The organism is Salegentibacter salinarum, assembly GCF_900168115.1.
GTDB classification, from domain to species: Bacteria; Bacteroidota; Bacteroidia; order Flavobacteriales; family Flavobacteriaceae; genus Salegentibacter; species Salegentibacter salinarum.
Window position 1 is genome coordinate 33,434 of record NZ_FUZC01000011.1, and the last position, 15,594, is coordinate 49,027.

Sequence of the window (15,594 nt, forward strand, 5' to 3'; positions counted from 1 at the left end):
ACTAATTTTAAATAACTTGCAGCAAATTTATATTTTGAAGTCTTAAGACTGTTTCGGTTTTGGAAATAAAAATTACGGAAAACGTATTATGTATATTGAATCTAAATTAGTAGAGGTTAATGAAACCTTATTTTCAGAGGATCTTTCAGAAGAAAAAGATCAGAATATCATTAAAGATGAAATAAATATTACTGCGTATTCCTGGTTAAAAGCGAAGAGCAAAATTCAGTTTTCAAAGGGCTTGTTTATTGTGGAAACCTTCTTTGAAAATGATAAAAATCTTACCGATATCTTTAGTATTGGCGGAGAGTACATTCAAATTTCTTATTTAGGGAAGGGAGATTCGCAGTTAGTTTCTTTAAAGGAAAGGAAACCTATTGAAATGGGCAGAATTAACTGCTGTTACAATAGCAATACTGTGACCACCATAGAAATGCCGGCGAATAAACCTACTCATTACCAGGCGATTTATTTATCAAAGAAATATTATCTGGAATTATTAAAAAACGAAGCCTGGTTAGCAGATAGTTCTTTTTATAAGAATATTATTCAAAGTGATTTCCAAAAATGGGGAGCCTGTAAATTTCCTATAGATTATAGTTTGTACCATATTTTGAATGAGATTACTAAGAGCGATTGGAATAGTGATTTTAAGAAATATTATCTCGATCTAAGGCTTAAAGAATTGTTTCTTTCGTTACATTTTTGTCAGCAGGAATTGTGCAGTGGAGTAGTGCAAGGAATTAGCGAAGAGAATCTCGAAAAAATAAGAACTGCTCACGCATATTTAATTGAAAACTTTAAAAATCCGCCTACTATAAAGGTGCTGGCCAGGAAAGTACTTTTAAATGAACTTCAGCTAAAAAAGGATTTTAAAAAGATGTATGGTAAAACCATAAGAAGCTTTATCATAGAATTGCGAATGAAAAAAGCTAAAAGTTTATTAGGGAAACATACGGTAAGTGAAATGGCCGGTATATTGGGATATAAGAGTGTTCCTCATTTTATAAACACCTTTAAAAAGTGCTACGGTTATACCCCAAAACAGGGTTTAAATCAATAAAATTAGGGCATAAAAAAAGCCGCTTTACAGCGGCTTTTCAAGTTCTTGAAATAGGATAATATATATTATTCTATAACGCGTACTTCCGCAGCGTTAACTCCTTTTCTACCTTCTACTTCAACGTACTCAACTTTATCACCTTCGTTCAAGCTCTCGCCATCTAAACCAGTAATGTGTACGAAGATGTCTCTTCCTGTTTCGTCGTTGGTAATGAATCCATATCCTTTTGATTCATTGAAAAATTTAACTGTACCTTCCATTGTAATAATAAAATAAATAATTAATAAAGCGCAAAGTTAGTACAATATTATAGAAGATAGTGCAATATTTTCGATTTTCTTTTGAAAGTATTCTAAAACAGACACTTAATCTATTCCTTTATCACGCATTTTATCCATGTTCTCTTTAGTGAGAGTGTAGTCTTGCAGCCGTTTTCCTTTCCATCTAACATAGAGGAAAATAGGCATTAAAATAAATGCACTTGCCAAAACTGCAATCCCAATTATCCGGTCTCCCAACACTACATCTTCAAAAGTGCGGTAATAAAATCCTACTCCAATGGCAATTAATATTAATATGGCTAATATTTTTAAAACAGTATTCATAGCATTAAACAGTTACTTCTATTAGTTTTTGACGATAAGCGGTTAGTAGTTTAGATTTAGAAATAAAACCAACATATTTTTCATCTTCTACCACAGGCAGGTTCCAGGCGTTTGTTTCCTGAAATTTGTTCATTATATCTTTTGGCCGATCCTTTCTAAGATCAATAATTTCAGGGGCCCGCTGCATGATGTCGCTTACTTTTACTTCTTCATACATTTTCTGGTCAAACATTATCGGCCTAATATCATCTAATAAAATAATTCCCAAGAATTTACGATTTTCGTCGATAACTGGAAAAAGATTTCGGGAAGATTTTATCACACCTTCGTGAATTACATTACCAAGATTCATATCTATATTCAGCGTTACAAAATTCTTTTCTATAATCTGCTGAATATTTAAGAGCGTTAATACGGCCTGGTCTTTATTGTGAGTAAGCAACTCTCCGCGCTGGGCAAGTTCCATAGTATACACAGAATGCGGCTGAAACCTGCTGGTAACCACAAACGAAATGGCTGCGGTGATCATTAAGGGTACAAAAAGTTCGTAGCCGCCGGTAAGTTCAGCAATAAGGAAAATTGCGGTAAGCGGTGCGTGCATTATTCCTGCCATCACACCAGCCATTCCCACCAGCGTGAAATTACTAACCGAAATAGGATTGTTTAAAATCCCGAGATTATTAATAATAAGAGCAAAACAATGTCCCATGGCACTACCCATATATAAAACCGGGGCAAAAATACCTCCAACGCCCCCGGCTCCCAGGGTTAACGAAGTAGCGATTACCTTAAACACCACTAGCCCCGCAAGTAGAAGAATTACCACCCAAATATTATCTAAATAGGAATCAAATAAATTGGTTTGCAACGCAAAAATGTAGTTTTCCTGTAGCAGGTTGTTGATTACATCGTAACCTTCTCCATACAGCGGAGGAATAAAAAATATCAAAACCCCGAGTGAAAGTCCGCCGGCAAGCAATCTAAGAAATCCCGATTTTATTTTTCGGAATATCGCCGCAAATTTGAAATAAACCTTTCCGAAATAAATAGAACAAACCGCTGCTATTACACCTAGTAAAACATAAAAAGGAACTTCAGAAACATCAAATTGGTCGCTTAACTGATAGTGTAAAATTATGTCGTTCCCAAAAAAGAAGTAGGAGGTAAGTATCGCAGAAACCGAAGCTGTAAGCAACGGAATCATAGAAACCAGGGTGAGATCAAGGCTAAATATTTCAATAGCGAAAATAATAGCCGCAATTGGGGCTTTAAACAAGGAAGACATGGCACCGGCAGCCGCACATCCTATTAAAAGTGTGCGGGTGGCCTGGTTCATTTTAAATAAACGTGATAAATTCGAACTTATTGATGCCCCGGTGGCCACTGTGGGGGCCTCTAGTCCTACAGATCCTCCAAAACCTACAGTCAAGGGCGCCGTAATTAAGGAGGCGTAAGACTGAAACCTTCGCATAATTCCCTGTCTTTTAGAAATAGCGTGTAATACCGTAGGGATACCGTTTCCTATATCTTTTTTAATAATATATTTTATAAGAAAAACGGTGATTGCAATACCTATTAGCGGGAAAATAAAATAGAAAGCATTGTGATAATTCACAATAAATTCATCTTCCAGTAAACGCTGAATATAATGTGTAAAGTTTTTAATACCAACAGCGACAAGTCCGGCCAAGAAACCAATAAGGGAACTGAGCACCATCAAAAATTGTTGATGGCTAAGGTTCCTGGTGCTCCAGTCTGAAAATCGCGTTAAAAGTTCTGTAGCTTTAGTACTCACTCAAAAATTTATTTAAGTGAAGATAAAAAAATCCCGATGTGAACCCGGGATTTTTTATCAATTATAATTTTACTCGTTAATCGAGTTTTATGCTCTGGCGCTTGCTTTGAGTTTAAAAATCTATTTTCCGGGAATTCTTTTTGAACTTTCTTCCAGGGTATTTACCTGTAAATGAAGTTCTTTGAGTTGTGCTTCGTCAAGGGTGGCTGGTGCATCTATCATCACATCCCGACCATTATTGTTTTTAGGGAAAGCAATAAAATCCCTGATGCTTTCCTGTCCGCCCAAAATGGCAACCAGTCTATCAAAACCAAAAGCGATACCGCCGTGTGGTGGTGCACCATATTGAAACGCATCCATTAAAAAGCCGAATTGTGCTTTTGCTTCTTCCGGGGTAAAACCAAGATAATCGAACATTTTAGCCTGGGTTTCCTTGTCGTGAATTCTAATAGAACCACCGCCAATTTCATTTCCATTTAATACTAAATCATAAGCATTGGCGCGAACTTCTCCCGGTTTTGTTTCAAGAAGTGCAAAGTCTTCTTTTTTCGGCGAAGTAAAAGGGTGGTGCATTGCGTGGAAACGCTTTGTTTCTTCATCCCATTCTAAAAGCGGAAAATCTACCACCCAAAGCGGTGCGAACTCATCAGCTTTTCTTAAGCCAAGTTCGTTTCCTAAATGCATTCTTAAAGCACTAAGCTGGGTTCTGGTTTTATTAGCGTCGCCGGCCATTACCAAAATTAAATCTCCGAGCTTAGCATTGGTAGCTTGTGCCCAGGTTTTTAGATCTTCTTCAGAATAAAATTTATCTACCGAAGATTTTAAAGTTCCGTCTTCATTGTATTTTGCCCAAACAAGTGCGTTGGCGCCGACCTGCGGTCTCTTAACCCAGGATATTAATTTATCAATTTCTTTTCTTGTAAACGAAGCTGCTCCAGGAACTGCAATTCCCACAACTAATTCCTGCTGATCGAATACATTAAAACCTTTGTTTTTCGCAAGCTCGTTTAGTTCGGCAAACTCCATCCCAAATCTAATATCGGGCTTGTCGTTTCCGTATTTTTTCATCGCATCAGCATAGGTCATTCTTGGAAATTCAGCTACGTCCACGCCATTGATCTCTTTCAGTAGATGCCTGGTTAAACCTTCAAAAATATTAAGGATATCTTCCTGTTCAACAAACGCCATTTCACAGTCAATTTGCGTGAATTCCGGCTGCCTGTCGGCTCTAAGGTCTTCGTCTCTAAAACATTTCACGATCTGGAAATATTTATCCATTCCGCCAACCATAAGCAATTGCTTAAAAGTTTGTGGCGATTGTGGCAGGGCGTAAAACTGACCTTCGTTCATTCGGCTTGGTACCACAAAATCGCGGGCACCTTCAGGAGTAGATTTTATTAAATAAGGAGTTTCAACTTCAATAAAATCCTGGTTGGAAAGGTAGTTTCTCACTACCATTCCAACCTTATGGCGAAATTTCAGCTTATTTTTTACAGGGTTTCGACGTATATCCAAGTAGCGGTATTTCATTCTTAAATCTTCGCCGCCATCGGTTTCATCTTCAATAGTAAAAGGAGGAGTAAGAGAAGTGTTTAAAATATTAACTTCAGAAACTAAAACCTCAATTTCACCAGTTGGAATATTTGTATTCTTAGATTCCCGCTCAATTACTTTTCCGCTCACCTGAATTACAAATTCGCGACCCAGTTTTTGAGCTTTTTGCATAAGTTCTTTTGAAGAACGCTCTTCATCAAAGATAAGCTGGGTGATGCCGTAACGATCGCGCAAATCTACCCAAACCATAAAACCTTTGTCCCTTATTTTTTGAACCCAGCCCGAAAGTTTTACTTCCTGGCCAATTGAAGCTGCATTTAATTCCCCGCAGGTGTGACTTCTATACATAATATTCCTGAAATTTTAAGTAGCGCAAAAGTAAGAAGATATAGTGAGTTTGCCGATAGAATAGGTTGAGAAAATCCAGGTCAATAATCGGCATTTAATCGGTTTTAAAACTTATTGTTTTGCTTTTATAACATTTTTATTCTACGAGAACTTTGATTCTTACCTCCATTAAACGCTATTTTTAAGCTAAAGAATACTATTTAAGTCTTTGTTTTTAAACTATTTAAGCTCTGAATGTTAATTTAACGTTATGTAATTATTGTTTTAAAGTAAACATTTTGCTATATTTGTGAAGTAAAGTTTAATAAAAAGACTATGAAAAAGATAAAAAATATATTGATGGCTGCCATTTTTACCTTTGGAGCAGCTGCTATGGCGCAAGAAAGTCCGGAACCAAAATTTGAAAAGGAAGGAGATCTTATTAAGGGAACTTTCTTTTATGAAGACGGTTCTATAAAACAAACAGGAACTTACAAAGACGGAAAACTTCACGGGAAATGGATTGCTTATGACGTAGATGGTAAAAAGCAAAGTATGGCTACGTATACCGAAGGAAATAAAACCGGAAAATGGTTCTTTTGGACTTCAGATAAATTAACTGAAGTAGATTATGACAATAACCAAATTGCAGGTGTAAATACCTGGAAAAGCGATGGTACTTTAGCCGATAACTAAGCGCTAATTTATATACTCAAAACAAAAAAGGGCTGTCTGTGAAGACGGCCTTTTTTGTTTAATTAAATCTGAATTTCAATCTTTTTCTACCGGCATTGCGTCTACTGGATCTTCAAAAGCGATAAATAGAACGCAGGGCGAATCGCCACATTTTGCTGAGTGAGGTTTATTGGCCGGGCCATAGGCATACGAACCTTCTTTTAAAATCTGCGGTTGCTCGCCTTCGTAAGTCACTTCCATTTCGCCAGAGACAAGAATCATCCTCTCGGGAGATGTATGGGTGTGATTTGTTATATATGCATTAGCAGGCACTTTAAAGAAGATATCTGCATTTTTTTCAGCCGGGTTTCCGTGTAACACGGCAATATTACATCCTTCAGGCATAAAATCTGGGCAAGGCCCCCATTCAAGATTTGAATCACTTTCTGAAAAAGCGATTGAATTTTCAGAAGTTTCCTGTGCAAAAATTCCAAAAGAAAGGAAGAACATTAGAAGGAAGTAAAAGCTCTTTAATTCTATTAACTGTTTTTTGATCTTCATAATTTCCGATTTTAATTAGTTAAAAACTTTTAAGCTACTTCAATTAAATGGAAAATGGAATAAGTGAATTCCTGTAAATATTAAATCTTTAGCAGAGATATTAAATTTTAGAGCTGCTGCGGTTAAATAAGATCAATAAAAAACCCCGAAGTTACTGCTTCGGGGTGATCAGTTTTTAAGCTCTTGCTTCCAGCTTTCTTTGTTTTCGCTCTTTGCGTTTATCGGCGGTTTTAACCTTGGCTCGATTTACCAGGTAAAACATCACCGGAACTACAACTAGCGTTAGGAAGGTGGCAAACACCAATCCAAAAATTACGGTCCACGCCAGTGGCCCCCAGAAGATCACGTTGTCTCCTCCAATAAATACTTTGGGATCGTAATCTGTAAACAAACTAAAGAAATCTATATTCAATCCTACCGCCAACGGAATTAAACCAAGTACCGTAGTAATTGCAGTAAGCAATACTGGTCTCAACCTTGATTTTCCACCTCTTACAATACAGTCATAATACTGCTCACGGGTAAGTAAATCATCATCATCTAAATTCAGGTCCCGCTTTTTCCGGTCTATAAGAATTTGGGTGTAGTCAATAAGTACAATAGCGTTATTTACCACAATTCCCGCGAGGGAGATAATTCCCATCATTGTCATAATAATAATGAAATCCATTTGGAAAACAATCAGTCCAAGGAAAACACCAACCAAACTCAATACCACTGCCATTACAATGATAATTGGTTTAGACAATGAGTTGAATTGCGCTACGAGAATAAGTAAAATACCACCCATCGCGATTAGAAGGGCTTTTAATAGAAAAGCCAAGTTCTCTTCCTGTTCTTCCTGCTCACCTGTAAATTCTAGGGTGATGTCCTTTGGAAGATCATAACTTCTAAGCGCTGTTTTTAACTGGCCCACAATCTCGTTGCCATTATAACCCTGAAGCACGTTTGAGTAGAGGGTTATTACCCTTTTCAGATCTTTTCTTTTAATAGAACTAAAGGAAGAGGCAGATTCTGTAGTAACCAAAGATGAAATTGGCACCTGAATTATTTCTCCCGTGTTCTGATCTTTAAAAGTAACCGGCTGATTGAATAACACGTTTTCATCATAGCGATATTGATCGGCAAAACGCATATTTATCTCATAATCATCATCACCATCTTTATATGTTGAAACCTCCTCCCCATAAATAGCACGTCGCAAAGTTTGGCCTACCTGGGAGGTTGAAACTCCAAGTTGTCCCGCTTTTCTACGATCTACATTTACACTTAATTCGGGTTTAGATTTGTTAACGTCTATTTTCAGTTCCTCGATACCGGCGATACTAAGATCGTTAACGTAGGAACGTAAGTTTTCTGCTTCCATGAGCATTTGCTCATAATCTTCACCTTTAAGCTCCATATTTATTGGATAACCCGTGGGTGGGCCGGCAGCATCTTTTTCTACCACAATAGAAGCGCCGGGGAATCCCTGAACGGCTTCCCGAACTTCAGATAGAACTTCGCTACTGCTCACCCCACGCCTTTCGGTAAACTCACGCATAGAAAGTGTGACCTTAGCTTTGTGAGGCATTTCATTTTGCTGACCACCATCGGTTTGGGGATTTCCTGCGCCTTCCCCAACCTGAGATATAGCGGACTCTACCATAAAGTTGTAACCGTCTTCATCTTCGTATTTCTTAATAGCGTCAAAAATGCGTTGCTCCACCTGTTTGGTAAGGGCGTTGGTTTTATGAATATCAGTTCCCTGCGGATACTCGATATAAGTTATCACCTGGTTTGGTTCATTTTCAGGAAAGAATAAAACCTTTGGTTGTACCAAGCCAATCAATACAAAAGAAACGAAAAGCAAGAGTAAGGTTCCAAAAAACGTCAGATAAGCTTTCTTTCCGCGTAGCGCATATTTCAGGGTTTTTTCATAAGCATTTTCCATCTTTTTAAGGGCGGTATATTGAAAATACTCCACACCTCGGGAAATAAAATATTTATAAACCCAAAGTAAAATAGCAGCCAGAATTAGAATATTACCAAATGCCCTAAGCGCTCCGGCATCTACAACAAAACCTACTACTAACAGTAATGCTCCAAACCCGGCGAGAATAGAACTTATTTTTATAAGTTTCTTCTTAGTGAATTCTTCTTCTTCAGTTCTCATAAATTGAGAAGTAAGCATCGAGTTGATAATTAACGCGACAAAAAGCGAAGAACCTAAAACTATAGAAAGTGTAATTGGGAAAATTACCATAAAACTTCCTATAATTCCCGGCCAGAGGCCCAGTGGGAAGAAGGCGGCTAAAGTAGTAGCAGTTGAAGCAATAATTGGCCAGGCAATTTCACCTAAACCTTGCTTGGCAGCTTGTTTTCGCGGCATACCTTCGTCCATTAAAGTATAGACGTTTTCTACCACAACAATCCCGTTATCTACCAGCATTCCAAGACCCATAACCAGTGCAAAAAGTACCATGGTATTTAGGGTATAACCCATACTGGACAGAATAATATAGGAAAGGAACATGGACAAAGGAATCGCGATCCCTACAAATAAGGCATTTCTGAAGCCCAGGAAAAACATTAGAACCAAAACCACCAGAATCACCCCAAAAATAATGTTATTTACCAGGTCGTCTACCTGGCTCCGGGTGTTGGTAGAAAGGTCGTTGGTAAGGCTAATGCGTAGACTCTCGGGAAGATATTCTTCCTGTTCAATTTTTACAATTTCCTTTATCTGGTCTACGGCCTCGATCATATTCTTCCCGGCACGTTTTTTAATATCCAGCATTACTACCGGGGCACCATATTCCCGAGCAAAAGTGGTTGCATCTTTTTCCCTGAAATTAATTTGAGCGATATCCTGAAGGAATACATTACCGCCATCGGTTTTTACAACAACATTTTTGAGCTCACTGGGGTCTTCAATTTCCCCAACAATCCTTATGTTTTTCTGTACCCCGCTGGTAATTACATTCCCACCCGAAATTGTTCGGTTTTCACCACTTACGGCATTTACAATATCTGTAAAACTAACTTTTGAAGCCGTCATTTTATAGATATCTACGGCGATTTCAACCTCCATTTCTTCAGCCCCACGAATACTCGCTTCTTTTATTTGCGGAAGTAATTCTATGCGTTCCTGAAGGTATTCGGCATATTCTTTTAACTGCTGAACGGTGTAATCTCCAGTAAGGTTAATGTTTAGAATAGGTTGTTCTTCTGAAATATTAAGATCGAACACATTGGGTTCTACCTTTGCGCCATTATCCAGGGTGGGCCAGGTAGTTTCGGCTTTCACCATATCTACCTTATCTTTTACCTTGGTTTTGGCACTTTCTACCTCAACATCTTCTTCAAATTCTACAATTACCAGGGAATAATCCTGGAAAGTAGAAGAAGAAATCTCTTTCACTCCGGCGACATCATTAAACTCTTCTTCGAGGGGTTCGGTGATGAATTTTTCAACATCTTCCGCAGAGTTTCCGGGGTTTATAGAGCTAACATAAATTTTGGTTTCTACCACTTCGGGAAAGGTTTCCCGGGGCATATTGTAGTACGACATGAGCCCACCAATCATCACAATGGCGATAATTACATATACCGTCATTTTGTTGTTAATGGCCCAGGACGAAAGCTTAAATTCTTTATCTAAATTCATTGCAGCTTAATTTCTTATTTTAACTTCCTGACCATCTCGAAGGTTTTTAGCACCTTCAACAATCAGGGTTTCTCCCGTTTCTAATCCGTTGGTTATTTCTATTTTATTATTGTAGGAATATCCTGTTTCTACAATTTTTCTTTTTGCAGTACCAATATTATCTTCTCCTTCTTTTTCCTGAAGTGTGAACACTACGCTTTCTCCCTGCGAATTTTTAAGCAGTGCATTCTCGGGAATTATTATAGCATTTTCTGCGGTATAATCGTTTAATCTAATGGTTGCGATTTGATTAGGTTTTATCATCCCGTTTTCATTGGGTACTGCAACCTGAATACTGAACGAACGGTTGTTAGGGTTAATAGTATTTCCAACCCTTCTAATTTCACCTTCAAATTCACGATCCAGGGAACTGATTTCTACAATTACCTCGGTACCTTTTCTTACGGTATTTAAGTAATTTTCTGGCACTGCAGCTTCTATATACATGTTTTTTAGACTCACTAATCGAAATAACTGACTTTGCCCAGGACTTACAACTTCTCCCTGCTCGGTAAGTACTTCGTCTATTATTCCGTTGAAAGGTGCTCTTACAATAGTTTTATCCAGTTGAGATTTCAATCTGTTTACTGAGTTTTGCATAGATTCATAGTTGGTTTTAGTTTCTAAATACTGCATTTCTGAACCAATATTTTGCTCCCATAAGCGCTCCTGGCGCTCAAAAGTGGTTTTTGCTAAAGTTGCCTGGGTTTCCAATTGCGCTAATTCGCTGGAGAGTCCGCCGTCATCAATTTTGGCTAGAACCTGCCCTTTATTAACCTGTTGGCCTTCTTCTACCCGAAGATCTTGCAGGATTCCTGAAAACTCAGAATAGATCACAATATTCTCATCGGTGGCAACATCGCCCTGTACTTCGGCGTAATGCTTAAACAAAGTGTCGTCAATTTGCTGAATTTCTACCAGGTCTAAACGCCGGGTTTTGTCTAAACGGTCTATGGCCTGATCCAGTTGATCTAACTTTTGCGTAAGATCACTTTGCTGCTGACTTAATTCAGATTTCTTAGCCCTAATTTCGGTTAGGTCTTCGTTTTCTATAATTTCTTCTACAGATTTTTCTTCCTCATTACTTCCGCAGGAAAGCAATAAAAGCGGAATACTTAATAAAACAGCTAACTTTTTCATTCTTGATATTTGATGGGTATATTTAATCTTCATTGTTATATTTTCTGGTATCCAATAGATTTTCTAATTCTACCTTAGCGGTTATTACATCTAGCATAGATTGCAAAAAGTCTTGTTGCGCCTGGTAAAGCTGGCGCTGGGCTTCGCTAAGCTCAAAACTGCTGGCAATTCCTTCAAAAAACTTAATTTGGTTTTTGTTCTCAATCCTTTCGGCTAATTCCAGGTTTTTCTTTTGGGCCTGGTAATTTTCAAGGCTAAATTCGTAATCACTTTTGGCTGAATTTATCTGGCGTTTTACTTCATTTTCGGTTTGCTCCAGTTCTACCATCGCCTGTTCGTAAGCAATTTGCTTTTGCTGGGTCCTGGAATTTCGCATACCACTACTAAATATGGGAATGTTCAAACTCACGCCTAAAATAGATTGTCCAAAATATTCCTGGTCTTCATCAAAAAAGGTGAATTCCTGGCTGAAACCCTGAACACCATAATTTAGAAACCCGCTTAAAGAAGGAAGTGCTTTAGATTTTTCCAGTTTTACTTCTATTTCTCGCGAATCTGCAGTGTTTGCAGCAATACGATAATCGATGTTTTCTTCAACCGGAATTTCTTCCTGTAAAAGTTCAAGATCAAAATATTGCATCGCCAAAGTGTCTAATTCCTCGGTTAGGTTCACAGGTATTTCTACCGGAATTCCCAGGGTAAGGTTAAACATTTCGTAAGCTATATCTCGCATACGCCGGCTTCGGCTTAAGTTGTTTTTTAGGTTAAGCAAGGTGATTTCCAGTTGTTCTACATCTTCCTGTTCGGCGAGTCCGTTTTTATAGATCTCATTGGTTTCGTCGTAATTCTTCTGGACGTTTTCTACGTTTTTCTGAAGAATAGCTACGTTTTCTTCCGCGAGTAAAACATTTCCGTAGGCATTGATAACCGCTTTCTTTATTTCGAGATCGGTTTTTGTTTTTGCATTTTCAGAAATTTGAAGCAAAGTTTTAGCCGATTGAATTCCTACGATGTAAGAACCATCAAAAATTAACTGGTTCCACGTGGCCGTAGCGTTTACATTGTGTTTTGTCCCGAAAGTAACCGGTATAAATTCGCCGCGTTCCCCACCGGCAATTTCTGCGGGAAGTAATTGAACGGGTAGCTTTAAGTTGTTTTGATAGTCGCCGGTAGCACTTACCTGGGGTAATCCCTGGGCGATAATCTCCCATTTTTGCTTCAGGGCAATTTCAACATCTTTTTGCGCATTTATTGAAGAATAATTATTCTCCAGGCCAAACTGTATAGCTTCTTCCAGTGAAAAACTGTAATCTTCCGGAGTTTCCTGAGCTATGCTGCTTAGCGAAATCAGTAAAATTAGCAGGTATCTAAATTTCATTTTTTTGCTTATTAGATTTAATTAATTCATCTAGCGTGTTTAATCCTTTCTCGGTGCAAATTGAGTTGAGGTGATATCTTAGAAAATAGTCCATTAATTTTGCATTGCTGTATTCGTCTTCGGGGAAGAGGTTTTTATCTTTTATACCCAGCATTCCAACAAAGTAAATTCGGCTCACAAAGGAAATAGGGATATCCCCTTTATAATGCCCGGTAGTAATTCCCCTTTCCAGGTTGTCTATTACAATACGCTGTACAATTTCAAATTGTTTATCGCGCAGGGGATAATAGATCTCGGGGTAATACTTTTTTAGCTGGAATTGAGGCGAGCTTTTCTCGTTTTTTAGCATTTGCATGGCATACTTTTTCATCTCGTAAGATTCTACAATAGGATTTAATTTTTTAGCACTAAGAAGGCTAATTCCCTGCTCTATTTCTTTAATTAAATACTCTACCGTAGCCTTTACTAATTTGGTTTTTGTACTAAAATGTGCATAAATGGTTTTCTTAGAGATAGCCATTTGTTGCGCAATATCATCCATTGTTACACTTTTAAAACCAAGTCTTAGAAAGAGGTCTGCTGCATTTTTTAAAATATCTTCTTTCACTTTTTGTATAAATTTTGAGCAAAACTACGATAAGGAAACTTAAAAAACAAAAAAAGTTTCCATGGTTTTTTGAAAATTAATCAAAGGAATCTTTTTTACATTTTTGCTTCCACATTTTTCTAAATTTTTCCCTTTCTTCGGGCGACATGCTTTTAAATTTCTCTCTTAGATTTTTTCTTTGAGTGTAATTTCCTTTTTTGCATCCGCCGAATCCGCCGAATAAGATTTTACTTAGTACTAGAATTCCCATGGCTTGCCAGTAAGTAATAGTTTTTACCTCCAGCACCTCCGGTAAGATGGCATTCCATAGCCACATTACAATTGCGGTGACGAGTAAAAGTATCGTCACGGGGATAAGCACCCATTTGGCTCTAAATTTTCCTTTTCTACGCATCACTTTTTATTTAATAATTTTTTAAATCACTATACAGTTGATATAGGCGTTTTCGTAAATGTTTAATTGCATAATGCTTTCTGCTAATAATAGTTTTTATATTGGTGTTTTGTTCTTCAGAAATTTGTTGAAGGGTTTTATTTTCTATTTCATTTTCTATATATACCAACCGCTGATTTTTTGGTAATTCTTCCAGTGCTTCAAAAAGCGCTCTCCAAATTTCTTCCTGGTACATTTTGAGTTCGGGATCTTTCGCTTCATCCATGAGCAAAAGATCTTTTATGGATGAAAAGTTGTCATTATCTTCAAAATTATAATCTTCCAGGTTGCCGGTTTTTTTCTTACGATAGTTGTCAGTAATTTTATTACGGGTAACCCGGTAAAGCCAGTTTCCAATATTTACGATTTGAGAAAAATTGGTAAGATTGCTAAACTGGTACCAAACTTCCTGTAAAATATCCTCAGCATCTTCATTGTTTTTTACTTTGGGCTTTATAAATGCCAGTAGTCTATCATTATAATTGCTTATTGTATCTTCAACTATATTTTCCTTCGTTTGCTGGGACATTTTATAGCTTTTGCCGACTTTTATATTATTAAAGACGAATCAGAATTGATTTTACTTTAAATTTTCTGAAAATTAATCAGAAACATCAACAATGAATTTATGTAAGGGTAATTTTTAAGTTGTTATTGTGGGTAGATTTACATTATTTTTGGGGGATGCAAGACATTTTATACTACCGCGAAGAATTTACTAAATACTTAAATAGTCAGGTGACTGTAAAAGAACCTGAAAATCTTTACGCGCCAATGAAGTATATTCTTGGTTTGGGCGGCAAACGCTTAAGACCGGTTTTGGTACTTATGGCAACCGATATTTTTGATGCAGACTATAAAAAAGCTTTAGATGCGGCGCTTGCCATAGAGGTTTTTCATAATTTCTCTTTGGTCCATGACGATATTATGGACGATGCACCCTTACGTCGCGGCAAAGAAACCGTACACGAACGCTGGGATATAAATACCGGGATTCTTTCTGGAGACGCTATGCTTATCAATGCGTACCAGCTTTTTGAAAATTATGAGGGCGAAACTTTTAAAGAATTAGCGCGTTTATTTACAAAAACGGCTATTCAAGTTTGTGAAGGCCAGCAATATGATATAGATTTTGAAACCCGGGACGATGTAGTTATTGAGGATTATATAAAAATGATAGAATACAAAACCGCGGTTCTGGTTGGGGCTTCCTTACAAATGGGAGCTATTGTAGCCGGTACTTCTACGCAATGTAAAGAAGCGGTTTATGAATTTGGCCGTTTATTGGGAATTGCATTTCAACTTCAGGACGATTATTTAGATGCTTTTGGAGATCCCGAAACTTTTGGAAAACAACCCGGAGGTGATATTATTGAAAATAAAAAGACCTTTCTTTATTTAAAAGCTTTGGAAACTTCTGGCAAAAGTGAAGCCCAGCAGCTGGAGCATTTATATACGATTAATCCGGCCGAAACTTCAGGTAAAATAGAAGCGGTAAAAAATCTTTTTGAACATAGCGGTGCTGCAGAATTAACCAGGCAGGAAATAGAAAAATATACCAATAAAGCTTTTGAAGTTTTAGATAAAATTGAAATCGCTGACGAGAAAAAATTTCCTTTAAGACAATTTGGAGAAATGCTTATGAATCGCACGGTTTAAATTTTCGGCAAAACCGCAATTAAGAGATTCTTAATTTTTAGGCGGTTACGCCTAATATATTTGCAAACAATAAACAATTTTGGGTACATCCTAAAGTTTCTACTATGTT

At 37.4% G+C, this 15,594-nt stretch carries 14 protein-coding genes; 3 read left to right on the top strand and 11 right to left on the bottom strand.

What is annotated here, in order from left to right:
- Positions 1–88 precede the first annotated feature (88 nt).
- Positions 89–1,063: a helix-turn-helix transcriptional regulator gene (locus B5X53_RS13355; protein WP_079713722.1), complete on the top strand. Its 975-nt coding sequence runs from the start codon at positions 89–91 to the stop codon at positions 1,061–1,063.
- A gap of 65 nt (positions 1,064–1,128) precedes the next feature.
- Here B5X53_RS13355 and B5X53_RS13360 read toward each other — a convergent pair whose 3' ends face one another.
- The 4 genes from B5X53_RS13360 to aspS all read right to left on the bottom strand — a co-directional run bounded on the left by B5X53_RS13360 (position 1,129) and on the right by aspS (position 5,365).
- Positions 1,129–1,323: a cold-shock protein gene (locus B5X53_RS13360; protein ID WP_037318850.1), complete on the bottom strand. Its 195-nt coding sequence runs from the start codon at positions 1,321–1,323 to the stop codon at positions 1,129–1,131.
- A 105-nt stretch (positions 1,324–1,428) separates the two neighbouring features.
- Positions 1,429–1,668 carry a hypothetical protein gene (locus B5X53_RS13365; protein ID WP_079713723.1) on the bottom strand — a complete coding sequence of 80 codons (240 nt, stop codon included), beginning with the start codon at positions 1,666–1,668 and terminating at the stop codon, positions 1,429–1,431.
- A 4-nt stretch (positions 1,669–1,672) separates the two neighbouring features.
- Entirely contained in the window at positions 1,673–3,463 is a 1,791-nt protein-coding gene (locus tag B5X53_RS13370; RefSeq protein WP_232764050.1) for a chloride channel protein, read from the bottom strand.
- A 120-nt stretch (positions 3,464–3,583) separates the two neighbouring features.
- The gene (gene aspS / locus B5X53_RS13375) at positions 3,584–5,365 is read right to left on the bottom strand and encodes an aspartate--tRNA ligase (protein WP_079713724.1); all 1,782 of its coding nucleotides are present in this window, start codon (positions 5,363–5,365) and stop codon (positions 3,584–3,586) included.
- Between the two features lie 315 nt (positions 5,366–5,680).
- Between aspS and B5X53_RS13380 the strand changes: the two genes are divergently transcribed.
- Positions 5,681–6,040, top strand: coding sequence for a toxin-antitoxin system YwqK family antitoxin (locus B5X53_RS13380; RefSeq protein ID WP_079713725.1), 360 nt, complete (start codon positions 5,681–5,683; stop codon positions 6,038–6,040).
- Positions 6,041–6,115: 75 nt separating this feature from the next.
- Here B5X53_RS13380 and B5X53_RS13385 read toward each other — a convergent pair whose 3' ends face one another.
- The 7 genes from B5X53_RS13385 to B5X53_RS13415 all read right to left on the bottom strand — a co-directional run bounded on the left by B5X53_RS13385 (position 6,116) and on the right by B5X53_RS13415 (position 14,355).
- Positions 6,116–6,580 (bottom strand): cupin domain-containing protein, encoded by a 465-nt coding sequence (locus B5X53_RS13385; RefSeq protein ID WP_079713726.1) that lies wholly within the window; start codon positions 6,578–6,580, stop codon positions 6,116–6,118.
- A gap of 175 nt (positions 6,581–6,755) precedes the next feature.
- Positions 6,756–10,229 carry an efflux RND transporter permease subunit gene (locus B5X53_RS13390; protein WP_079713727.1) on the bottom strand — a complete coding sequence of 1,158 codons (3,474 nt, stop codon included), beginning with the start codon at positions 10,227–10,229 and terminating at the stop codon, positions 6,756–6,758.
- Between the two features lie 6 nt (positions 10,230–10,235).
- Positions 10,236–11,408, bottom strand: a complete 1,173-nt coding sequence (locus B5X53_RS13395; protein WP_198550718.1) for an efflux RND transporter periplasmic adaptor subunit — start codon at positions 11,406–11,408, stop codon at positions 10,236–10,238.
- Between the two features lie 22 nt (positions 11,409–11,430).
- The gene (locus B5X53_RS13400; RefSeq protein ID WP_079713729.1) at positions 11,431–12,786 is read right to left on the bottom strand and encodes a TolC family protein; all 1,356 of its coding nucleotides are present in this window, start codon (positions 12,784–12,786) and stop codon (positions 11,431–11,433) included.
- Positions 12,776–13,393 carry a TetR/AcrR family transcriptional regulator gene (locus B5X53_RS13405; RefSeq protein ID WP_079713730.1) on the bottom strand — a complete coding sequence of 206 codons (618 nt, stop codon included), beginning with the start codon at positions 13,391–13,393 and terminating at the stop codon, positions 12,776–12,778. The genes B5X53_RS13400 and B5X53_RS13405 overlap by 11 nt, the downstream gene beginning before the upstream one ends.
- Before the next feature lie 76 nt (positions 13,394–13,469).
- On the bottom strand, positions 13,470–13,787 hold the full coding sequence (locus B5X53_RS13410) for a hypothetical protein (RefSeq protein WP_079713731.1): 318 nt from the start codon (positions 13,785–13,787) through the stop codon (positions 13,470–13,472).
- A 10-nt stretch (positions 13,788–13,797) separates the two neighbouring features.
- Complete coding sequence (locus B5X53_RS13415; RefSeq protein ID WP_079713732.1) at positions 13,798–14,355, bottom strand: RNA polymerase sigma factor; 558 nt, start codon at positions 14,353–14,355, stop codon at positions 13,798–13,800.
- A gap of 155 nt (positions 14,356–14,510) precedes the next feature.
- On the opposite strand from B5X53_RS13415, the gene B5X53_RS13420 reads away from it, so the two are divergent.
- Entirely contained in the window at positions 14,511–15,485 is a 975-nt protein-coding gene (locus tag B5X53_RS13420) for a polyprenyl synthetase family protein (RefSeq protein WP_079713823.1), read from the top strand.
- Positions 15,486–15,594: the final 109 nt, after the last annotated feature.